Annotated in this window: 10 protein-coding genes; 5 read left to right on the top strand and 5 right to left on the bottom strand. The window is 45.8% G+C overall.

Going from position 1 to position 24,278, the window contains the following annotated elements; genetic code table 11:
• Window positions 1-4: 4 nt before the first annotated feature.
• The 5 genes from WKT20_RS04615 (at window position 5) to WKT20_RS04595 (ending at window position 20,581) form a co-directional block, all read left to right on the top strand.
• Window positions 5-484: a virion core protein, T7 gp14 family gene (locus WKT20_RS04615; RefSeq protein ID WP_130076431.1), complete on the top strand. Its 480-nt coding sequence runs from the start codon at window positions 5-7 to the stop codon at window positions 482-484.
• Between the two features lie 11 nt (window positions 485-495).
• A complete protein-coding gene (locus WKT20_RS04610) occupies window positions 496-1,617 on the top strand; it encodes a hypothetical protein (RefSeq protein ID WP_340416939.1) in 1,122 nt (373 codons plus the stop codon).
• A gap of 2 nt (window positions 1,618-1,619) precedes the next feature.
• Window positions 1,620-18,041, top strand: a complete 16,422-nt coding sequence (locus WKT20_RS04605) for an LPD38 domain-containing protein (RefSeq protein ID WP_340416938.1) — start codon at window positions 1,620-1,622, stop codon at window positions 18,039-18,041.
• Window positions 18,042-18,160: 119 nt separating this feature from the next.
• Window positions 18,161-20,098, top strand: coding sequence for a portal protein (locus WKT20_RS04600; RefSeq protein ID WP_202975695.1), 1,938 nt, complete (start codon window positions 18,161-18,163; stop codon window positions 20,096-20,098).
• 18 nt (window positions 20,099-20,116) lie between these two features.
• The gene (locus tag WKT20_RS04595) at window positions 20,117-20,581 is read left to right on the top strand and encodes a hypothetical protein (RefSeq protein ID WP_117817597.1); all 465 of its coding nucleotides are present in this window, start codon (window positions 20,117-20,119) and stop codon (window positions 20,579-20,581) included.
• A gap of 60 nt (window positions 20,582-20,641) precedes the next feature.
• On the opposite strand, the gene WKT20_RS04590 is transcribed toward WKT20_RS04595, so the two are convergent.
• From WKT20_RS04590 to WKT20_RS04570, 5 genes are read right to left on the bottom strand one after another with little or no spacing between them, the layout of a single operon-like run.
• Window positions 20,642-20,866 carry a hypothetical protein gene (locus WKT20_RS04590; protein WP_340416937.1) on the bottom strand — a complete coding sequence of 75 codons (225 nt, stop codon included), beginning with the start codon at window positions 20,864-20,866 and terminating at the stop codon, window positions 20,642-20,644.
• Window positions 20,844-21,197, bottom strand: a complete 354-nt coding sequence (locus WKT20_RS04585) for a hypothetical protein (protein ID WP_340416936.1) — start codon at window positions 21,195-21,197, stop codon at window positions 20,844-20,846. Before WKT20_RS04585 ends, WKT20_RS04590 begins: the two co-directional genes overlap by 23 nt.
• Window positions 21,198-21,221: 24 nt before the next feature.
• A complete protein-coding gene (locus WKT20_RS04580; protein WP_340416935.1) occupies window positions 21,222-23,312 on the bottom strand; it encodes a terminase in 2,091 nt (696 codons plus the stop codon).
• Between the two features lies 1 nt (window position 23,313).
• Window positions 23,314-23,805: a rhomboid family intramembrane serine protease gene (locus WKT20_RS04575; protein WP_340416934.1), complete on the bottom strand. Its 492-nt coding sequence runs from the start codon at window positions 23,803-23,805 to the stop codon at window positions 23,314-23,316.
• The gene (locus tag WKT20_RS04570) at window positions 23,766-24,200 is read right to left on the bottom strand and encodes a hypothetical protein (protein WP_340416933.1); all 435 of its coding nucleotides are present in this window, start codon (window positions 24,198-24,200) and stop codon (window positions 23,766-23,768) included. The genes WKT20_RS04575 and WKT20_RS04570 overlap by 40 nt, the downstream gene beginning before the upstream one ends.
• Window positions 24,201-24,278: the final 78 nt, after the last annotated feature.

Raw genomic sequence — 24,278 nt, 5'->3', positions numbered from 1 at the left:
ACATATGGGACTTATTGGAAGTGCGATAGGTGCAGCTGGAAGTATCTTCGGCGGTATCTCTGCATCAAAAGCAATGAAAAGGGCAAAGAAGAATGTCGAGGCTCAACGTAAGAAAAACCAAGACTGGTATGACAGGCGGTACAATGAGGACGCCACTCAGCGTGCGGATGCACAGCGTATTCTGACACAGACTGAAGAAAGTATCAAACAGCGAAACAAACAGGCGGCAGGTTCGGCGGCTGTAATGGGCGGCACGGATGAGAGTGTGGCGGCTGCAAAAGCGGCAAACAACCAGGCACTCGCCGATGCGACATCGCAGATTGCAGCCAATGCGGAAGCACGGAAAGACAATATCGAGGCTACCTATATGGCTAATGACAATGCCTTTGTGGAGCAGCTTAATCAACTTGAACAAGGAAAAGCACAAGCAATCGGTCAGGCTGTGCAGGGTGTTGCCAATGCCGCATCATCCATGCCTTTCTAAATTCTACGACTATGGCAACATTGGATGAAATATTGGGTGGCAGCTCTTCCGGAAGCGGAGGATATGCACCGAAAGGCACAAAGGAATGGACGGAACAACATTCGGGGGATAATGCGCCTGTTTCCTCTACCCCGGCTGCACCGCCGACTCCGGCAAAGCAGAATGGCACACCGCCGACAAACGGAGGAACTCCGGCTGGTGGAGGTGGCTATGAAGCATTGTTCCGACAACTGAACCCTTATACCCCACCGACAGCAGAGGAACTTGAAAAGGAAAAGAAGAAACAGCGAAGAAATGAAATCTTTGCTGCAATTGGGGATGGCGTTATGGCTCTCTCCAATCTATTTTTTACGACACAGGGCGCACCGAACATGTACACAGGCAAGAACACCATGTCGGAGCGTATCAAAATCCGCTATGACAAGTTGATGAAAGACCGTGATGAAAAGAATACGGCATATTTCAATGGCTTGATTAGGGCGAAACAGGCGGATTCAGAAGAAGCACACCGTGAACGTTCTTGGCAAAGATTGCTCGGTCTTGACAAAAAGAATGATGACCGGTACAACGAAGGCATTCAGCATCGTAACGAGCGGGAGAAAATCGCCGATGACCGATATGATGCAGAACAAGAATACAAGAAAGGTCGAGATAAAGAAGCCGATAAGCGTTGGCAAACGACATTTGACGAAAACAAACGTCAAGCTGACCGTTCCTACAATTTCCAAGTAAAGAGGCATAATGACAATGTGGCTGTAGAGCGTGATAAAGCGAGAGCGACAGCCGCACGTGGTGTCCGTGGCAAACAACTCGGTTTTTCTGACGGTGACGGAAACCAAGTAGCCATTTACGAGAATGTTTGGAAAGGGTCGATGCCGAGCATTTATGATGCTCTTGTGGCAGACGGAATCGAGCCGGAAGCACTTCAAAAAGTAAACGGTATGTCGGCAAGCGATAAAGACACTTTCGTCAAAGAGAACTGGTACAAATCAGAAAAAGCTAAAAACATCATGCTTTCTCTCTCCAAACTTGACCCTGCCACCATGACCTCGGAGGTCTCGAAGGAAGACGATGGTTTCGAGAGTTACCTTGTAGATGATGAAGATGATTTTGAACAATATAAACAGAATTAAGTATGCCCATATATAAAACGAACGGAAAAACTTACAACATCCCTGATGATAAGGTAGAAGCGTTTGAGAAGCGATACCCTAATGCAGAGGTGGAGATTTACGATAATGACGGTGCAGCATATTCCCTGCCCCTGCCGAAGCGTGGCAGCTTTCAGAAGAAGTATGACAAGTGGAGCTACACCAAGCAGACAGGCAATGCACCACAAGAGGAAGAAACCTATGACGTTTCGGAACAGCCTGAACCGGACTCTACACCCGAAACTCCTGTAATCTCTACAGCAAAAGAAAAGCCGTTGACGGAACAGGATAAAATACGCTTCAGTGCAAATATGAGGCAGATGAAACGCCGCACGGAGCAAATGTTGGACGGTTTCAGCGAACAAATGAAGACCATGCGTGAGTACCAAGAAAATGCACCATTGAGTGGAGGACAGACAGCAGAAGGGAAAATGCAGTTCAACCCAGAGAGCGGAAAGTTGGAGAAAACCTACATTACCCCTCTTGGCAACAGATACACCAGTAAGGGACTTGCGGACATGGAGAGTTTCAGATACCGACAGGCGGCTGATATGTCTGTAAGCGGACAACTACGCCGTGCAAGGCTGAAACTTGCAGAACTGCAAGAAAAACGAGATGCAAGTGCCAAGAGAGTGCATGAACAATGGGAAGAAGATACAAAAAAGAATACAGCTCCTCTTGGATTCTTGCTTGCAGCAGATACCTATGTTCCTCGTCAGATGAGCGACAAGGAAAACAGTGCCTTGGATGTCGCCATTCGTCAAACAGAGGAACTTATCAAAGACCTTGAAGAACAGAAAGACCGTGAACAAGGTGTAGATGTAGGCTTTTGGCGTGGTTTCGGTCGTGTGGCAGGAGATTTCCGCACTTGGGATTTCGGCATGAGCGATATGCGTGACGCTCTGACGATGATGAACGCCGATGACCTAAAAGGAGAGAATGCCACGGATGGAGAGCGTGAAGCCTACAATGAAATGATGGGCGCACTCTACAACAAAGGACAGGCGGAGCAGATGTATGGTGGGAACGCTGGCTTTTGGAACAGAGCCGGTATGATGACCGGCCATATGCCTGCATTCATGCTTGACTTTGGCATTACAGGAGGTGGATTCAACGGTATCAATGTTCTTTCCAAAGCCGGAACGAAAGCTGCCACAAAGGTGGTGGGCAAAGAAGTAGTAGAGCAACTGGCGGAACAGGGCTTCAAGGCATACGTAAAGAACAACGGCGTGAAAGGACTGGGGCAATATGCCACCAACTGGACCATTAAGGCTCTCGGTACAACTGCTGATGACTTGCTTCTCCGTGCTCCGCTTATGACCAATACGGTACAGGCAGGGAAAACCACAGCCGACATTATTGACAGAAAACTCGGTGATGTGGTTGTCGATGAGAACGGAAACTATGATTTTTCCAACGACAAGACTTGGGGAAATGCCATTTGGCAAGGAGAAGCCAATGCCATCGTTGAAAATTATTCGGAAATGTTCGGTTCGCACCTTGACCCTGTAGTTACTCTTGGAAATATGAGTAAGCTCGCCAATGTGGTTGGTGCAAAGCGTATCGGTGCAGTGCTTTCAAAGGCTGATGCAGGTGCGTTGAACGGTATCATGGGACAGACACATCAGTTATTCAACAAAATGGGTGTGAGTGACTATTTTGGAGAGGTAACGGAAGAATACTATGGGCAATTGTGGCGCACCATGCTCAATCTGGACGATGCGTACCAGCATAACCCGGATGGCACACGCACCAACTTGCTTGCAACAGGACAATTCCACGGCGACATTTGGGGCGGCATGGCTCTTTCTATGGGATTGATGGGCGCAGGTAAGGCTACATTGTCAGGAGCGCAGTATGCTTCAATGAAGCACGGAGTAAACAAGGCTGATGCCCGTGCAACAGAATTGCTTGGCAAAGAAATATGGGAACCGTTAAGGACGACTATCGACCTTACGACCAATGATGACATTGGCAGCGTGGCGGATGGAATTGTAAACGACAAGAATTTTTCAGACGATGAGAGAGCCGCAATCCTTACCTACATGGAGCGTTCGTTGATGATGAGGGGCTTTAACCTTGGTACACTCGCACAGAAGCGTGGACGCAGACAGGATGAAGATGTACAGTCACTGGATGAAAGCTACATTGATGGTTACAATATCGCAGACCCACAGGAAATGACCGATGCCAAGAATATGTACGAGTACCAGAGGGAGAGGATGAAACGCGAGCTGGGAGTGAACGATGAAGCCCTTGTGAATGATGCTGTGGACTGGCTGAACGAGGCACGGAACGCATCGAGCAGCGGCAACGAACAAGGACATGAGCGTGCAGACATCATATTGGACTACCTGAATGCCAAGCAGGTATATGACGGTATGATTCAACGTGTGCGTGATGACATAGATGCACGTGTGGAGCAAAGCAATGCAATGGTCGATGCCCGTACCAACCGCACCACTGGCATGATACAGGGCGCAACGATGAAACAGGACGACCGCCGCGTGTATGTCGTTAGCGGAAACCTTGTGTTATATGCAGACGGCAGCGGCATTGACAATAAGGCTTCGGACGGTAGCATCATTGTCCGTGATGCGGAAACAGGCGCACTCGAACAGGTATCGCCCGATGCCGTATTGAACATTGATGAGCCGTTGAACCCGTCCGATGAGAAAATGACAGCGGAGGGGGCTATCATTCAGCAGTTCGCACAGGAAGCATCCGACAAGATTGACGGTGTGGTTACATTCAACCCCGGCGATACATACACCATTACAGGAGATGACGCACAGATACAGGTTCAGATTGTAGCCAACGAAGACGGTATTGTGGATAATGGGGACGGCACAGTTAACGTATCGGACGGCGTGAATATCTTCCCGTTGGCAAAAGAAACCATACAGCAACAGGCTGATGCGGCAAATTTGGCACGTGTGGCGCAGTTCGAGCAGCAGAGAACCATTGAGAATACCGAACGGAAACAGGAAATGCAAGAGGCTGAAAGACCACAATACGCCCTCAATGACATTGTTTCGCTTACCGATGAGAACGGCGTTACCGTCCGTGGCAATATCACAGCAGATGCCGATGCGGACGGCAAGTATGAGGTATTTACCGAAGCTCCTATCAACGGCAAGCGTGTGAACCTGTTCACTCGTGATGAACTTGACAATATGCTGTTGGAGCATAACGGAGTGACATTTGAACATCCTGCCGAAAATGAGAACAACAATGGTGTGGAAAATATTCCCGAAAATGATAACAATGCTCATCAAAATATTGGCTCTGCCGATTTGGCAATTCCTGCCATGCAGAGAATACCAAAGGATGAGCAGGGAAATCCATTATATGAGCAGGCCGACAGCGACACAGCTTGGGATGCTATTGTGGAGCAGACTGAGGGTGATGAGACTATGGCACAGACTGTGGCTGATGGTATGGTAGCTGACAAGGAAGCTGCTTTGAAAAAGTTGGAGAAAACAAAATCAAAAGGTGGCAACTCCATTGCCGAAAAGATTGCTTCCGAGAAAGAACGCAAGGCGGCGATTGATGTAGCCAAACAGGAATTGCTCGTTTGGCAGAAGATAGCCGGTACCGCCAGCCGCAGAAAAATGGAAGCGGATGCTGAACGCAGACGCATTGCCGATGAAGCCGCCGCATTGCGTAAGGCGGAAGAGGAAAAGTTACGTGCGGAACGTGAGGAGGCAGAGCGCATTGAACGTGAAGCCTTGAACGGAGTGCCGGATATGGTGGATGATAAGCCGCAGGATGCACGGGCAAGAGGTTACAGACGTATGAACGGTCATAAGATAGACCGCCAAGAGCCTGTACAGGCATTGATGGGAAAGGAGGTATCCGTAAAATTCAGTGATGATGCTATTGTAAGCGGTCGTATATCCGTGATTGATGCAAACTTGTTGCAACCGAGTCACGTTCAAGGTGTGCGAAATCCGCTTCACTTCATTGATGAGGCACAGCCAAAGGAGCGTAATGATGAAGCAAGCGTATTGTCTGCCCGAAAGATTGCCGGAAACATTCGTCCCGAAGAAATCACATCTTCTGTCACTGCATATACAGGCGCACCTACCATAAATGCACGAGGGGAAGTCATACAGGGCAACAACCGAAGTGACGCACTCCGTCAGATGTGGTATGGTCACAAAGACCAGGCAGAGCAGTACAAGCAGTATCTGAAAGACCACGCAGACGAATTTGGATTGCGTGCCGAGGATATTGATTCTGTGGAACGTCCTGTCCTCGTTAATATGCTTGAAGTGGACGATACCGAGGCTATCAATCTCGGTCAGTTTGTCGCACAGGACACAGAAAGCGGAGGGATAGAACGTATAAAGCCCAAGAACATCATGCAGAAGATGGGCAATGATATGCGTTCGTTCGCCAACCTATTGCTTGCTTCGAGCGATGAGGAGACTTCATTTGCAGGACTTGTGGATACCAACGGTACAAATGTATTGAAATGGATGATGCAGAAAGGCTACATCACACCGACCCAATACAGCAGCGCATTTGACAGCAAGGGTAACCTGACCGCCGAAGCCAAGAATGATTTGCGTGGAATCATGTATCAGAGCATTTTCAAGGGTGGCAGTGTCCGTCTTGAGGAAATGTTCAACGCGTTGCCTGTAAAGGCTCAAAAGGCTATTCTCGCAACGGCATTCCGGGATTATGACAGTCCGAATGCAGAGCGTATGGTTGAGGAGATACAGAACTCAATCCGGGCTTATTATGCCTTGTCGCAGGACAAACAATTTACTGAAGCAAAAAATTTCAAAGAGGCACGAATAGCCGTTGAAAGCTGGAAACACCAATACCAGATTGATGATGCAACGGGCGAAAGTTATCTCCCTGCCGATAATTTCAGTAACTTCGCATTGCTTTTGGCAACGATGTACAAGGGAGAACCCCAAGGCATTATCCAAAATACATTTAACAAAATCTATGACCTTATCCAAGGCACACAGGAAGCAACCCTGTTCGAGCAACCGGATAATACTCCGCGGACGCTTACACAGGCTATTTACGAAACATTAAACATTATCTACGATGGACAACAGCGAAGCAATGTATTGGTTGGCGATACTGCAACAAGCCAACGAGGGCAGCAAGGAAGCAATGGAACTCTTGCGCCAAGAGAACGAGTTGAGAACAGAAATGGGACAACTGATGATACAGGAAGAACTGAAAGCATTGGTGGAAGAAGCGGAGTTGAGAGCGAAGATAGAGGAAATAAAGAAGAGGAAAATGATGAAACGGAAGTAATTGGCCGTTCCATGACTGCGGATGAAGCACAAGACTTCATTGCAGATATGGAATTGAGTGCTGAAATTGCTCCTGAAATAGACCTCACTATTGAAAACTGGGATGCCCTATTCGGTGAAGATGGTATCGTTTCAACTCCGATAGGCAATGTAAAAATGGGTGAAAACCAATTTACAAAATTGATGCGACAAGGCAGAAATGGTAAATTGGGCATGATTAAACCTACGCTTGAACACCCACATGCAATAGTTTCAGATGTGAGTGAAGCCAAAGAGGGAGATACAACAGAACGTGCATCTTCCTATGTATTTATACGCTCATTTAAAAAAGCTGACGGTTCTCGGTATTATTACTTCACTTCAATAACAGTCAGCAAAGACGGTAAAGAGGTAGTTGTTTCCAACCAAGAAAAAAGGAGGAACGCCATTGCGAACCTCCTTACTAAAGGAAAAATGGTTTGGAAACACGCCGATGATGTTTCTGATGCCTCAGACATGGCACAAGGCTTATACTCGCCGCAAGGGAATGTGTCTGACCTCGCTACCGAGGGCACGGATGCGCCTCAAACCACTATGCTTTCTGACAACAAAGGTACAAATAATTCTCGTAAAAGCAGTGAGTTAGGAGAAAAAATAGCCAAGGCAGAGGCGGAAGTTGATGTAAATCCGACCGACAAGCAGAAAGAAGCCGGAAATTACAAGAAAGGTCATGTACAGGTCGGGGTGTTCGATATTACTATCGAGCAACCTAAAGGCAGTGTGCGCAGCGGTGTGGATGCCAATGGCAATAAGTGGGAAACAACCATGCAGAACACCTACGGCTACATTCGTGGCACGGAGGGCGTGGACGGTGACCATATAGACGTGTTCCTCTCTGATGACATTGACGGTTGGAACGGACGCAGGGTGTTCGTGGTTGACCAGTATAACGAGGACGGCAGCTTTGACGAGCATAAGGTAATGCTTGGCTTCAATGAGACTGACGATGCCGAAGCAGCTTACTTTGCGAATTATGACAACGACTGGGCGAAGAAACACAAGACAGTGGTGACCGGTGTCAACTTAGAGGATTTCGAGAAGTGGATAGATAGTAGCCACCGTAAGACTAAAGCGTTTGCTGAATACAAATCAGTTAAAAGTGTTGAGGAACAGAGTTCAAGTACACAAGTCAACAGACTTTCTGAAATCAAATCACGCATTGAAGAACTGCACAAGGAACAAGAAGCCGCACATGGTCAGAGTGATATATTTGAGGAAGCCCGCATTATTTCCGAAATAAACGACCTCTTTACTGAACAGCGGAAATTGGAACAAAACAATTCCAATGAAGAAACGACAACACCGACTGATGCTGCATACACCATTACTCAGACACAATACACCACCAAAAGAGGTAAGGTGTTGGATATGCACCTTGTGAAGTTCAATGATGAATTAAGAGATACTGTTCGGAAGCACACCACAATGTTTGCCAAACAACTGAAAGGCTGGTGGGATAAGGAAAAGCAAGGCTTCATGATGCGGAGCAAGGAAGATGCTGAACGCTTGGCAGAATATGCAACTGATGCACAATCACAACAGCCAGTCTCAATGTCTGATATGCAGGCTCTCAATGACGGTAATGTACAGTTTGTAGAACCTCAACTTTCGGAAACATCAAAGCCGGAAGAAAGACAGGAATACACCCCTGTATGGCAATATTCTGTTTCTGTTGATAAGGAAACGGGATTAACCACATTGAGGCGTGATGATGTGAGCGGACCTATCCCTATCGGGGATGGACGTTTCAATTATACGGCAAACAGTCCTGAAGAAATGTTGGAGATTGTACGTAATCCCAAGAATTTTAATCAGGAACTGCGTGACGCTGTTGAAACCATTCTTGAAAACAAGGTTAAGATTAGGGAGATTGTACGTACAGAAAAAGCGGCAGCCACAGAGCAAGAATCTAAGCCTGAAAATAATACGAGTGGCAACCGTCTTGTTACCGATGAACGCTATGCAGAACTCCGTGAGCGTATGCGCAAGAAGTTGCTCGGTCAAATGAACATGGGCATAGACCCTGAAATACTTGCCATTGGTACGGAGATGGCTGTTTACCATTTGGAGAAAGGTGCACGCAAATTTGCCGAGTATGCAACAGCCATGATTGCAGACTTGGGCGATGCCATACGCCCATACCTCAAAGCATTCTACAATGGTGCGAGGGATTTACCGGAGGTGGCAGAAAATGGATTGGATGCCGACATGACCCCATACGATGAGGTACAGAAGTTTGATGTGGCGAATTTCGACAAGACAAGCATTGATGCACTTGCCACTGCCGAAACCATAACAAGAGAGGCAGAGGTGGAACAAGAGGCAGAGATTGCACAAGAACGCATCAAAAAAAGCCGCCCTGAACGTAAAAAGAACGAGAAAAAAGCAGTAAATTCACAGCAGTCAAATGAGTTGGGTTTGTTTGACGGTCTGACTGATAACAATAAAAACGGCGAACATGGATTACAGAGAGCTGATGCAGAACTGCATCGCCAATTTGCAATGGCAGTAAAGGCTGATATGCTTGCGGCTCTTGACAATGGGACAAAGCCATACAGAAGCATTTTAGACCTACGCAAGCGTGCAAGTGAGTTGGGAATGGAGGTAGATAATGACGGAAGAACTGACATTTTGTTGCAGGAACTTGTTGAGGACGGATTGGTAAGAGCCGCGCGAGAGGTTGTAAGCAGCAAAGGTAGAGATAGCCGTGCATCATACGATTTGATATGCAAACTTTATGAAATGCAACCCACCATTGCCGCACGAAGCAGTAATCGTATCAAGATGCAGCAGTACTCCACTCCTCTTCCGATGGCTTGGATTGCTAACCGCTTTGCAATGGCAAACAAAGCTGACGGTAAGGTGTTGGAGCCTACGGCAGGTAACGGAATGCTGGTGTTCACTGTCCCTGTTGAGCAAGTACGCGCAAATGAACTTGACGAGACGCGATTGGATAATCTTCGCGAGCAGGGTTTTGCAGAGGTAACACAGCAGGATGCAACAGAGCCTTTTGCAGGCGGTATGCAGTATGACGTTGTTATTGCCAATCCTCCATTTGGGAAACGTGAGGCTGTAGAGTATGACGGAAAGATGATACCCGGACTTGACCCACAGATTACGTTAAACGCTCTTACAAGTATGAAAGATGATGGCAGAGCAGCCATTATCATTGGTGGGAATATGGAATATGCAAGTAATGGTGCTATAAAAAGTATGAAGCCATTCTTTACGTATCTGTACGACCACTATAACGTGAAAGGTGTTATTGATATGAGTGGCGGACTGTATGCAAAACAAGGTACTACGTTCCCTACTCGTATGATACTTATAGATGGTCGCAGAAGCAATGAGGAGCGAGCGCAGACAGCCGTATATCCACCTGTGGAGAGTAAGGCTATCCGCAAGGCTGAAAGTTTTGATGACCTATATGAGATTATTAACGAAGTATTGAATTCAAAGGAAAAGACAAATGGAACAGAAGTATTACGTAGCCAAGGAGGGCGACATCTGTCTGTCGCTGACAACGCATCCGGGGAAACTGACGGAGCAGGACATAATAGACAATCTGAGGCGAATGATGAGAGTGGAAGCCAAACAGAACGGAGAGGAAGAACCGGATTGGAGAGAAACTCTGAGAGCGACCAACGACCTGTATTGGGAGAACGTGGACAGAATGATACAGTTGGCGAGACCGGGAGAGGAACTGATACCATTGGAGAGTCTTCAACTGACCGAAGAAGACTTGAACAACGAACTGTGGGAAATGGGACTCAGCCAGTGGATGGAGTGGACGTTCAACGAAGCGGACTGGGATTAAGTGAAGAACCTAAGAAAAGAGATTTGACGGAAGAAAAACTTCCTTATCGTCCTCATAATACAGCATTCAGGCTTGAAAGCGTTGCTCCTGCTGCTATGGTAGAGGCAATGGATAATGTGCTTACTCAAATTGAAGCACAGCACGGCAGCATAGACGAATTTATTAAGACAGAACTCGGATATGACACCATTGAGGAAGCGCATCAGGCACTTGCTGCAGAGCAGATGGATAGTGTTGCTATGGCTATCTATCAGATGAAGCAAGGTCAAGCACTCATTATAGGTGACCAAACAGGTGTTGGTAAGGGTCGCCAAATGGCAGCACTTATTCGTTGGGCAGTGCAACGAGGCGAGAAACCTGTATTCATCACCCAGAAAGCAGACTTATTCTCCGATATTTACCGGGACTTGGTGGATATTGGAAGCGGTGATCTTGTTCCATTTATTTTCAACTCCCCATCGGCAAAGGAAAATAAGGGTGAAATGGTAGATGCCAATGGTAAAGTGGTATATAAAGGTTTGTCGGATTCCAAGATGAAAAAAGTAATGGAAACCGGCAAACTTCCCGAAGACTGCGACTTTGCTGTACTCACCTATTCGCAGGTAAACACTGGTGATGCTGTCAGTCAACAAGAAATGGAGGAAGCAGCCAAAAAAAGTGGCGCACGCACTAAGAAAAGCAAAAACGTAAAGAATGGCAAGGCTACCCCGAAAGCCACATTCTTACGTGCCATTGCAAAGGATAACTATCTGTTCCTTGATGAAAGTCATACGGCGGCAGGTTCGAGCAATACAGGAGCCTATCTGCAAAGTATTCTTCGTGGGGCGAAAGCTGCCACGTTTGCAAGTGCTACGTTCGCAAAGCGTCCCGACACAATGCCTTTGTATGCAATTCGTACAGCGATGAGCCAAGCAAAGGTTGAGCCGAATAAGATGATTAGTATCATTGAGAAAGGCGGTGTAACTCTGCAAGAAATTATGAGCCGTGAATTAACCAATGCAGGGCAAATGGTACGCAGAGAGCGAGATATGAGCGATGTTGTTACCGATTGGAAAACAATTACTGACCCCGAAACTGTTAGACGAGCAAGAGAAAATTACGACCGTACCATAGCAGCATTCAATGCCATCATCAAATTCCAAGAGGATTATGTAAAGCCGATGATTGAAGCATTGGATATGGAACTTGCTGTTATGGCTGAGAGCGCAGGTGTGAAGCGAGGCACAGATAAAATGGGCGTAGAGAATGTGCCATTTGCAAGCAAGACCTACAACTACACCAAGCAACTTATGCTTGCCCTCAAAGTCGATGCTATTGCAGATGAAGTGGAAGCCGAAATCAATGCAGGTCGCCACCCTGTTATTGCGTTGGAAAGCACAATGGAGAGCAGTATTAAGGACTATGCCGCAGGAGAAACCATTGATGAGCCAACATTCAGCGCAAGCCTACTAAAAGGACTTGACACTGTTATGCAGTATACCGTTAAAGATGAGGACGGTAACGAACGCCACGAGAGATATTCTCCACAGGCATTAGGTCCGGCAGGAGAAAAAGCATATTACGAGTTGCAGGATTTCATTCGTGAAAGCACAAGTGGCATCTTTATCAGTCCACTTGATGCCATTATCGAGCGTCTGAACGATAAAGGATACAAAGTAGGTGAATTGACAGGACGTAATATGTATGTTGAACGCAACGATGACGGTCGTGTCGTTGTCAAGCGTAGAACTGACAAGGACAAAAAGAAAATGCAGAGAGAGTTCAACAGTGGTGTTCTTGACGTACTCATCCTCAACAAATCTGCATCAACAGGTATCAGCCTGCACGCTTCAGAGAAATTCAGCGACCAGCGTCAACGCTCGATGATTATTGCACAGCCATTGAGCGACATCAACGACTATATGCAGATGATAGGTCGTATTGACCGCACAGGACAGGTACATAGGGGTTATTACATCAACCTCGGCTTGCCTGTTCCTGCTGAAAACCGTTTCTTGATGATGCTTTCTACCAAGTTGAAGTCTTTGAACGCCAATACTACCACCTCGCAGGATAGTGAAAGCAACGATGTTGAAGCACCGGACTTGCTCAATAAGTATGGTAGCCAGGTTGTTGTAGAATATCTACGTGATAATGTGGAAATCTACGAGAAAATGGGCGCACCTTTGAACAAAGGCGGACTTGGAGGCGGTCGTGTGCAAGCAAGCGAACTTGATGAGTACAAGCCACAGGAAGACGATGCACGAAAAGTTACAGGATATGTAGCCCTGCTGACAGCCAAAGAGCAAGAGGAGTTTTACGATGATGTAGTAAGACGTTACAATGAATTGATTAAGTACCTCAATGATACAGGTAGCAACGATTTGAAGATAAACGTAATGCCACTTCGTGCCAAGACGATAGAGAGACGTGTATCATCAGAAGGCATTGACCCGAACGGCAGTAATCCTTTTGCACGCAATTCCTTTGTGGAAAAGGTGGAAATGGACGTATTGAGAAAACCGATGAAAGCCGATGAAATACGCAAGGTTATTGAGCAGATAAACCGAGGTGTTGCACCTGCTGAATACTTGGAAAGTGTCATCGAGATAATCCGTAAAGAGGACGAAGCGAGAATTGCCGTAGAGGAAGAACGTTACGAGAAAGCAAAAGCGAAAGCCGTAGAGGATATTGCCAAACAGACAGACAAAATCAACGGACAGAAGAAACGTAGCGAAGAGGAAAAGCGTGTTGCCATAGAAAACTTTATCGCAGAGACTAACGAAAAGGTTGAAGCGAAGCACAATGACAATATTCTACGCCTCAACCAAAGCAGTGACCAGATAATGCGCCGCTTGAGAATGTTTGAAGTTGGCAAGTCATATCTCGTACCTGACAACCTTGAAGCGATGGTATTTGATTTTGCCACTCCTGCTATCTTCTGTGGATACAAAACAAAGGATAGCAAGATTACAGCCTCAACAACACTTGCGGTATTTGCAACCCTTGACGGTCGCAGACGCATTGAGATTAAACTTTCACAGATTGATGCGTTGCGAAGCATTGATAAAATGACCAATGACAATTGGGATGCTGCACGTGCCACCACACTTGATAATTGGGATAGTCAGATACCAAGTGAGACACGAAAGACAGGTTTCATTATGACAGGTAATATCTTGCAGGCTATAGCCGATACACAAGATGAATATGGAGGCTATCCGGGACAACTCATTAGTTATACTGACATTGACGGTAATGTTCACGATGGCATCTTAATGCCCGACAAATGGAATGCTTCTATGCTGAAAACGAGCGGTGCGCCATTGAGCAGTCGTTTACAACAGATAAAAGACTATACTCCTATAATAAGTCACGATGGAAAGGTAGAGATTATGGGTAGCAGTTGGGCAAAGATGTTCTACCTAACTGTCCCAAAGACAAAGAAAGATGGTGCAGTTTACTACGAGAACAAAACCTTGCTTCGTGCCGCAGGTGAAAACTTCTACCCTTACCGAGGGAAGTTGCGTGCGGATATTCCTGCCGACCATATTGATGAGATTGTTAAAGAATTGACCAAGTTGGGAGTAAAAGTAAAGGATGACACAACTGATATTCTCCAACGTAACGGCATTGGGGCATACACCGATGATGAAGTCAGTTATGAGAATGACCCTGCGGCAAAACTGCTCGGGCGGTCAAGGAGAACGGCAAAGCAACGGAGAGAATTTGCACAGCGTGAACGCCAAAGAATGACAGAGCGCGTGAAAAGCCTTGCAGAAAAGCTGCATCTGGACAATGTGGATATAGTAACCGATGCTTACACATTGGAGGGTAAGAAACAGCGTGCAAAAGGTTTCTACTCAAAGAGTACAGGCAAGATTACCATTGTTGTTCCCAACCATTCAAGCGTATTTGACATAGAGCAGACCCTGCTTCATGAAGCGGTAGCCCACTACGGATTGCGTCAGCTGTTCGGCGAACATTTTGATACATTCCTTGATAATGTACTCAACAATGCAGAAGAAAGCATTCGTAGACGCATTGTAGATATGGCTGCAAAAAACGGTTGGGATTTCAGTAAGGCTACCGAAGAATATCTTGCTTCGCTTGCAGAAGATACTGAATTTGAAAACATCAATGCAAGCTGGTGGAGGCAGATAAAGGATTTCTTCCTGAATATGCTGCACAAGATAGGCTTTGAGGATTTCGGAGGGGTTACTCTGACTGACAACGAACTACGCTATGTATTGTGGCGCAGCTACGAGAATCTTGCAGAACCGGGCAGATACAGAAGTATATTGGGAGAAGCCGCCGATGTGGCAAAGCAGTATGAACTGAAAGTAGGCAATTATGCAGTTGCCGAACCACATCATCAGAACATTGCAGAAAACGATGATACCCTGTACCGTGACGGCGACTCTTTAAGGAGACGCTATGACAGGAAAGTCCGTACACCCAATAAAAGCAGAAGTGTCAAATGGAAAGAAAATCTCCTGTACAGACTGAAAGAGGCGTATCAAGACAGTATGTCCGCATTGAAAACATTGCAGGACATGATTTCAGAAGAAACAGGGAATCCAATCCATTCGTTTGAAAATGCCTATATTGCAGAAAACAGTATGTCGGCAGAAAATAAGTCGCAAGCGGAGATATATGAAAGGGATTTCTATAAACCGATGATGAAAGTTGTTCAGAAACTTATCAAATTAGGTGCATCTTATGAAGAGTTGAAGTCGTACATCATAGCAAAGCATGGTCTGGAGCGTAATGAGGAATTCTCCAAACGAGATGCAGAGCAGGATGGCGACACTTGGGATGGTGCTATTACACGTGATTATTCGGGTTTGACCGAATTAACCGGTGATAAAGATAATTTCACCGAGGCTGCACAAATGATAGTTGATGAGTTCGAGAGCAAGTTTAACGTGTCCGAATTGTGGGATAAAATCAACGCTGCGACCAAAGAAACGTTACGCAAAAGTTACAATAGCGGCTTGATGAGTAAATCCACTTATGACAAAGTTCGTGGAATGTTCAAATATTATGTGCCATTAAGAGGTTGGGATTGCGAAGTCGCTTCCAACGAATACGAATATATGACAAGCAACCGTCTGATGCTTTCTCCGACATTGAAGACAGCGGAAGGACGCACAAGTCTGGCTGACGACCCTTTGGCCACCATTGGATTCATGGCGGAAAGTAGCATCGTTCAAGGAAACAGGAACTTGATGAAGCAGAAATTTCTGAACTTCATTCTCAATAATCCGAATGAACTTGTAAGTATCAGCGAACAATGGTATGTGCTTGACAATGCCACCGGTGAATGGGAAGCACGAAACCCAATAATCCCGGAAGATGCAACAGGTGATGAGGTGGCTTCCATTGTCGAACAATTCGAGCAGGAAATGGAAGCCCTCGGAGATAATGCCACGAAAAAGAAGGACGGGCTGAAACTAAGTATGCATATTACGAAACGCGAGGGTCAAGAACACGTTGTAAGGGTAAAAAGAGCCGGTAAGGAATATTGCCTTTATATCAATGGAAATCCAAGAGCGGCACAAGCCATCAACGGATTGACCAACCCGGATGTAAACGACAGCAGTCTGTACAAGGCTGCAAAAGCGGTGAAGAATCTTATGGCAAGAGCATTTACTTCAATGAACCCTGCCTTTGTCGTGAGCAACCTGTCAAGAGACATCATTTGGGCAGGTACGGCAGTAGCCATTAAAGAAAACGCTGTATATACAGCCAGGTATAACAAAAATGTAACAGAATGCCTGGTTAAGGCTCAACTGCCGCGTCTGCTTGTAAAATACAAAAACGGCAGGCTTGATAGGAATAACGATTTGGAACGTTATTTTGACGAGTTTATCCGTAATGGAGGCGAAACAGGATTTACCCAACTGAATACAGTTGAAGACTACAAACGAAACATCAAGCGTTTCATAAAAGAAGCAGAGGGTAAAAGTTCCATTACCCAAAAAGCATGGAACGGTTTGTGGAACAGTGTGGAGTTTCTGAATAGAAGCGCAGAGGACACGACACGCTTCATGGTGTATATGACAAGCCGCCAAATGGGCAGGGATGTGGCCCACTCCATATATGACGCGAAAGAGATTACCGTCAACTTCAACAAGAAAGGAAGTGGCGGACTGGGTGCAAGTGTCATGAACTTCAGTTACATCTTTTTCAATGCAGCCATTCAGAGTGTAGCGAACTTCGGCAAACTTATGGCAAAACACCCTGCCAAAACCACTATGGCATTAACCATATTCTCATCGGCAGGCTTCCTTGTTCCGATGATGAACTTGGCTATACAGGCTCTGCTTGGTGGAGATGACGATGACAACGGTTATTGGGATTTACCGGAATGGGTACGCAGGAACAACCTCGTCCTTTATGTACCTTGGAGTGAAAACGGATATATGACGCTTCCATTACCACACGAAATGAGACCTTTCTACAGTATGGGAGAAATAGCATATTCAGTCCTTGCCGGAAAGGAAAATATTGAAGACGGTTTAAGCAAGGCAGCAACCGGATTCTCGTCCATGCTACCTATTGACCTGACAGGCAACGGAGGAAATGTTGCAGTAAGCCTTACACCGACTATCGGACAACCTTTTGCGCAGATTATAGCCAATAAGGATTATTTTGGCAAACCTATTTACCGTAAACACACGTGGAACGAAATGGATCCAGAGTGGACAAAGGCGTACAAGAGTACCGCCCCTTGGCTTGTTGACGGTACAAGATGGTTGAACGAGATAACAGGAGGTAACAATGTCGATGCAGGCACAATAAACATTAATCCTGCATTGATAGAACATCTGTTTGAAAGCTACTTTGGCGGTGTCGGCAAAACACTGAACAAGACCCAAAAGACATTGGAAATGCTATGGAATGAAGATTTGCAGGAATGGCGCAATGTACCTGTCATCAGCAGTTTCTATCAAACCGCAGATGAACGGACAACAGGCAGCCAAATCAACCGTGAGTATTCTAAAGCAGTTGATGAAATGGAAGATGTCCAGCATTCTTTAAGCGGATACAAGAATCAGGTCAGAGTGGGGAACATCGAGTATGCTGAAAAGATAGATGAACTTATCAATTCAGAGGTATTCAAACGGTACGCTTTAGTTAAAGGCTATCACAATGCCATACAAAAAGCAAGCAAGGCTCTAAAACTCATTGACCCGACACAGCGAGAAGAAGTTGAAACCATGATTATGAACTTGAAAGTTGAAATGCTTGATAAGTTGAAAGGATTGGATGGAGATAAATAGTTATACTTGAAAGGAATGCTTTGGATAGTACCTTTGTGTCTATCCAAAGCATTCTGATAATATTCAACGATTCAACGATTATGCATAATACAAAAAATGGAAATAAAAGACTGCTGTCCATGAGTCGTGTCGCACCCAAACGTGATACGGAGGAAATGGATACCGTAATAATGTCTTCACAGCAGTCGGGCGACCGCAGGGCGTTTGATATATTGATGGAGGCACAGCACTATTGGAATCAGATGGAGGATTTCCGAAAGGACAGAGAGCGCAACAAGCGATATACCTACGGTTTTCAGTGGGATGACAAAATATGTGTGGACGGTGAGACCATGACGGAAGAAGAGTATATCAAAAGGCAGGGCAATGTGCCATTGAAGAACAACCTTATCCGCAGATTGGTAAAAAGCGTACTCGGCGTGTATCGAAGCCAGAGCAAAGAACCGACCTGTACAGCACGCGACCGAGACGAGCAGAAATTGGGCGAAACGATGAGTACCATCCTGCAATGCAATATGCAACTGAACCGGATGACGGAGGTATATGCCCGGACAATGGAGGAGTTTCTTATCAGCGGCTTCATTGTACATCGCAAATCATACGGTTGGCGCAACGGAAAAGAGGATTGTTGGACGGACTATGTACAGCCGAACAATTTCTTCATAGACAACAATATGCGTGATTTCAGAGGTTGGGATGTATCGGTTCTTGGCGAGATACACGATATTTCATTCGGGCAGCTTTGCGAACAGTTCGCCTCTTCACCCGAAGATTACCGCAGACTTAGAGACATCTACAAGTGGGCGGCAAAGAAAGAATACATCGCCTCGTATGCAGAGCGTTTCGGCTACAGCCGTTTGGAAAACTACGATTTTCTGTTTACGAGCGAGCCGGGACGGTGCAGAGTCATTGAGGTCTGGCGCAAGGAGCAAAAACCAAGATACCGGTGCCATGACTATCAAAACGGGGACATCTTCAAGATAGATGTGAAGGATTACCAAAAGTGTGTGGTCGCCGTCAATGACGAACGTATTGAAATGGCGAAGTCTGTCGGTATGCCCGAAGAAGAAGTGCCGCTCATTAAAGCCACGTGGTTTATTGACGATTATTGGTATTTCTATTACCTGTCGCCATTCGGAGATATTCTGAAAGAGGGAGAAACGCCATACGAACACGACAGCCACCCATACGTATTCAAGGCTTATCCGTTCATTGACGGTGAAATCCATTCGTTCGTATCTGATGTCATCGACCAACAGCGATATACCAACCGTTTGATAACCCTTTATGACTGGATAATGCGTGCGAGTGCCAAAGGGGTACTGATGATGCCCGATGATTGTCTGCCGGACGGAGTGAGCATTGACGACATTGCGGAAAGCTGGGCTGAGTTCAACGGTGTGATTGTCTATAGACCGAGCAAGAGCGGACGTGTGCCGGAACAAGTGGCCAACAATTCGACCAACATCGGCATTGCTGAACTGCTGAATATTCAATTGAAGTTCTTTGAAGACATTTCAGGTGTAACAGGAGCATTACAAGGCAAGCCTGGATTTTCGGGTGAAAGTGCCGCCCATTTCCAACAACAGACGCAGAATGCCACTACCACTTTGCTTGACCTGTTGGAATGTTTCAGCGGTTTTGTGGTAGATGGTGCATACAAGGATGTAAAAAATATACAGCAGTTCTATGACAGTAAGCGCGTGTTCAACATTGCCGGACGGAGCGGTGCGCAAATTGAATACGACCCGAAAAAGATACGAGACGTGGAGTTTGACTTGAGCATCACAGAAAGTACAACTACCCCTGCATACAGGCATCTTGCCAACGACATACTCATGCAGTTGTGGCAAGCACAAGCTATCAGCGTGGAACAACTACTTGAACATGGCGACTTCCCGTTTGCCGATGAACTATTACAGAGCATCAAGTCGCAGAAAGAGCAATTGGAACAGGGTAAAATGCCTGACGGTCTTTCTCCCGAACTGATGGCGCAAGCGCAACAAGGTGCGAACATGCAGGCCGTGAACAAACTGAATAATGCAATAAGGCAATAATTTTAATTTAACGACATCATGGAACAGAAAACTATTTGTATAGACTTTGACGGTGTCATTCATGACTACAGTAAAGGTTGGCAAGGCGAGGATGTGTTTGGGCAGATGATACCGAACGCAGATACAGGTACAGCCACCCTAAAGAAAAACGGGTGGACTATCATCATCTTCACGACACGCAAGAAAACTGAAAAATTGGAAAAGTGGTTGGCAGAAAACAATATTTCATACGACCATATAAACGAAAACCCGAATCAACCGGAACATACAAGCGGAAAAATCATAGCCGATGTGTACCTTGATGACCGGGGTATCTGTTTCAGAGGACGGTGGGATTCATGGCTTATGAGAGATATTATAGAGTTTGAGCCTTGGCAGGAACAACAAAAGAAAGAAATAGAACAGCTTGCGACATATGGACAAAGCGAAGATGACATTTGGTCAAGAGGCAACGAGAAAAGAATCAAATTAGCCCATGCTTAGCGGATAAAGAATGAGGGTGTACCAAATATATTCAATTTGATACACCCTCATGTCTATTTATTATTCTTTGGACAGTTGGAATTTCTCTATCCAGACATCTTCCTCTCCATTGTCGAAATCAACAATACAGGCTTCGTTCGGAATATCCAATTCCTTGACCGTACCAATGACACCATTATCGTTGCACATCACCCGGTCCCCGACTTTAAACTTATTGATATTGTCAAGTGCGAGCGGGTCGTTGGTAAGTGTTGCTATACCGTCAATATCTCCGTACTTTCCCATTTTTTCTTGATTTGCCGATTGCTTCCAACCATGAGTAATACTGATTACGTTTTTTCGCCATTACAGCCGAAGATAATTTACCTGCCCCGTTATTGTACGGAGTGCAATAGAAACACTCAAATTCGAGGTCTCTGACGAATGTATTATGGTTGATATAGTGCTTCTGCTTGAGTTTACGGAAATTGTTCCTATCCATAATTACAAGTTGTCCACTCACGCCACTTGTCGGCATTACATAGTAGCGTTGTCCATTCTCACGATGTGCCTTGTCGGCTTGTCTTACTGCCTCACGCAAACGGAGTGAAGCACGGATTTTCTTAAAGATGTTCATCTTTCCTATTGTTAAATTGTTAAACTATATTGTTGCGGCAGATACCGCTTTTTTCTTCCTGCTGATATATCTTCCCACACGAGGTACGAATTTAGGCATATCCATTTCAAAGAAACAGATGTGCAGACCAATGGCACGGGTCATCAACAAGTCATCGTGTTTACCGATAATCGCCCCGAACGCCCCGTTCGGTTTCTTCTCATAACACAGATATTCGTCCAGACAACGGGCATCACGCTCAACATACAGGCTCTCACGGATGACTTTCACAAGGGTTGAGATTACCATCGGTTTTGTAGCTATGTTGGTGTGGAAGCCGTAGTTTACAGGCAAGCCCTCCCGAATAGCCTCCTCCGACTGCTTGCGTGCGTACAGGTTGGGATAAACATCCTTAATCTGATTGAGAATGAATTGGGATTGGTCTCCGTCCACCTGCCTTTCCTTGTCATGTGTTTCAAGTGTGTTGCTCTCAATCACAAGCATGGAATTGTCATAGAAAGCCGCTATCTGTGCCGCTTTCCACGCCAAGAGGTCAATATCTATATGTCCGTACCATTGCGCCACAACAGTGGGTTTTCCTCCGTCATTCATGAAGAGACGGTCGAACACGACAATGACAGACCAGTCAGCCTTATTGGAACGCCCACCGACATCGACCACCGTCAAATATCTGTCGGTTACCACTTCGTCATCGTAAATCTCAGGCATTTCCCAAATATGTAGCAAGCCTTGGCTGTCACCAACAAAACGGAGGTTTTGCAATGCTTTCTTCCCCTCATCACCATCGGCATATACTTCTCCTACATATCGTGGAGGCTTGCATGATGCTTTAAGTTTCTCGACCTTGTATTTGTCGAACACACGTGCGCCGGAATGAACGAACGCCTCAACATCATCGGAAGGAAACTCTGCCGCCATCAATCCGTGTTCGGTATATTTGGCACGTTCCTGTATGTACCAATTGATAGCTTCAAGCGTTGCGCCCTTCTCCCACAGCCACCACAGATATTTGCCGTTTTCCTCACGGGATGAAGGTATGCCGTCATTCTCACGGTTTGCATACAGCATTTGTGCAAAAGCTTCCACATCGTCAAGAGGCAACGAATACTGTTCTATGTCAAACCACGACACGAACATTGCCTCGAACTGGGATTTTCCGTTCTTAGCATCGTCATACTCTTTTTGAAAGAAATTACCTGTACCATTGGCTGTACTTTCATATACAATCATTGTATATGGACGCAGCAGCACTCCCGAACAGGCAGAGCGCACAATGTCTTCGGGCTTCTTCCCATCTGTCGCTTTCCATAGTCCGACCTCGGACAGATGCACAAGGTTGTAGTCTCCACCACGGCAGGAGTCAGGTCGTTCGGCAGTACCAATCTTAATCTTACAGTTGCGTTGCGGTACACGATGAATACTGCCCGACTTACCGACCCCAACCATTTTAGGCTCATTCTCGCTGTAGGTTTCACCCAGCTTGTGCAGCATATCCACCGGATAGTTCTTTATCATACGGTCGAACATATCCTTAATTTCGTCCGAACCCGCACCTTGATGGGCGATGATAAGTGAGTTCAGTCCTACTTTATGAACCAACTGCAACCATGCCATATATATTTGCGAAGTAGTAGAACCTTCCCATTGCCGTGCTTTCAGCAAAACAAGGCGTATAGGCTTACCAGCTTTTCGCAATCGTTCCAACCTTTCAACGAAACGACGTTGCGGTCGAGTAAGGCGAAATAACACATCTTCGCCTCCCCCCTTGTTCTTGATATAGACGAATGTTGCCGCCCAAAAAGGGAAGTCATATTTGTTACGTATGCGCACAAACTGACTTATTACTTTGAGTCGGTCGCTTTCATAATTTTCCTCATTGGCATTTCCAAGTTCCTGCAAGAATGCCTTGACAGAGCCACATTCGACAAGTTGCCGAACAAGCGGTACATCCATCATTTCGACAGGCAGGCATTGGATGCGTATCGGGAAGTCCTCTATACAGACCTTTACACGTTCCCCAACCGAACCGAACCCGCCAATTGGGTCAAAGCGTGCATACACCTCTGCGTTTCGGCGGTTGTTTTCTTCGATGATAAGTCTTATTTCCTCCTGCATATTAACCGATTTTTACAGGTTTGTTCAACAATGCCGCCAAACACCCTACGACATAGCAGTACAAGTGTACCCACGCATTGGTGCCGGGAAAAAGAAAACCGATGACGAGATAGGCAACCATCCATAATTGATAATAGACCTTTCTTTCTACCTCGAAAGAAACAGAACCGAACAGTACAAATACAAGTCCTGAAAGTCCAACCGTAGGAATATTGGATAGACAGAATACTGGAACAGATACGGCGAAAATGTATGCGAATACCAAGCGCCATAATGACACATTGTATATGAATACGACCGAAAGCAGACACCACGCATTAAGTGCGGCGTGAATTATATTCACATGATAAAATGGATATGACATACGACACCCCGGTCCGCAATCTTTGAAGATACCGACTTCTGACCAATCTTGAATATCCTGCAAAGCCAAGCAGCATACAATGATTGAAATTAAAAGCGAAACAGCCTTTGTTGTTTTCGTCTTACCCATTCTTTCCTTGCTTTACAAACCATAATCTTTGCACTACCAGGCGTGAGGTAGAATTTAGGGGCGGGCTGCATGACAACCATAGAACATAGTTCAGAAACAGTCTTATCGGGATAATCGGTGTACATTACCATGACACGGCTATAGATTTCTTCGTACATTTCACGTTTGGACGGACACATCTTCTCCAAATGCGCCTTGCCCTTCATCATCGCTGATACCACAAGAGCTGCCCGAATATCGCTTACCCAAAAACGGCGTGAAGGCATATTGACAATGTTGTTGTACACATCAGGCATACGGATGTAGTCGCACGATTCAATATATTCATCGTACGCCCTCATCAAGTCGTCTGAACGTTCTTGAAAGTACTCCATCAATGCCCCTTTATGTTTCATTCCTACAACAGATTACAGCTTTAACCGTGTACCAAAGTTACCTATTGGAGCGTAAAAAGATAAACATAGAATGCGTGT

The sequence above is a fragment of the Phocaeicola sp. ICN-14070 genome, from assembly GCF_037892625.1.
In the GTDB taxonomy this organism is placed as follows: domain Bacteria; phylum Bacteroidota; class Bacteroidia; order Bacteroidales; family Bacteroidaceae; genus Phocaeicola; species Phocaeicola plebeius.
The sequence above is the reverse complement of the archived record's forward strand: the minus strand, read 5'-3'. Positions and strand labels throughout refer to the sequence as shown.

What these genes read in the sequence shown, in the direction of transcription:
- WKT20_RS04615 (WP_130076431.1), top strand. Translation starts at nt 5, where the DNA reads ATGGGACTTATTGGAAGTGCGATAGGTGCAGCTGGAAGTATCTTCGGC.
- WKT20_RS04610 (WP_340416939.1), top strand. Translation starts at nt 496, where the DNA reads ATGGCAACATTGGATGAAATATTGGGTGGCAGCTCTTCCGGAAGCGGA.
- WKT20_RS04605 (WP_340416938.1), top strand. Translation starts at nt 1,620, where the DNA reads ATGCCCATATATAAAACGAACGGAAAAACTTACAACATCCCTGATGAT.
- WKT20_RS04600 (WP_202975695.1), top strand. Translation starts at nt 18,161, where the DNA reads ATGAGTCGTGTCGCACCCAAACGTGATACGGAGGAAATGGATACCGTA.
- WKT20_RS04595 (WP_117817597.1), top strand. Translation starts at nt 20,117, where the DNA reads ATGGAACAGAAAACTATTTGTATAGACTTTGACGGTGTCATTCATGAC.
- WKT20_RS04590 (WP_340416937.1), bottom strand. Translation starts at nt 20,866, where the DNA reads ATGGGAAAGTACGGAGATATTGACGGTATAGCAACACTTACCAACGAC.
- WKT20_RS04585 (WP_340416936.1), bottom strand. Translation starts at nt 21,197, where the DNA reads ATGAACATCTTTAAGAAAATCCGTGCTTCACTCCGTTTGCGTGAGGCA.
- WKT20_RS04580 (WP_340416935.1), bottom strand. Translation starts at nt 23,312, where the DNA reads ATGCAGGAGGAAATAAGACTTATCATCGAAGAAAACAACCGCCGAAAC.
- WKT20_RS04575 (WP_340416934.1), bottom strand. Translation starts at nt 23,805, where the DNA reads ATGGGTAAGACGAAAACAACAAAGGCTGTTTCGCTTTTAATTTCAATC.
- WKT20_RS04570 (WP_340416933.1), bottom strand. Translation starts at nt 24,200, where the DNA reads ATGAAACATAAAGGGGCATTGATGGAGTACTTTCAAGAACGTTCAGAC.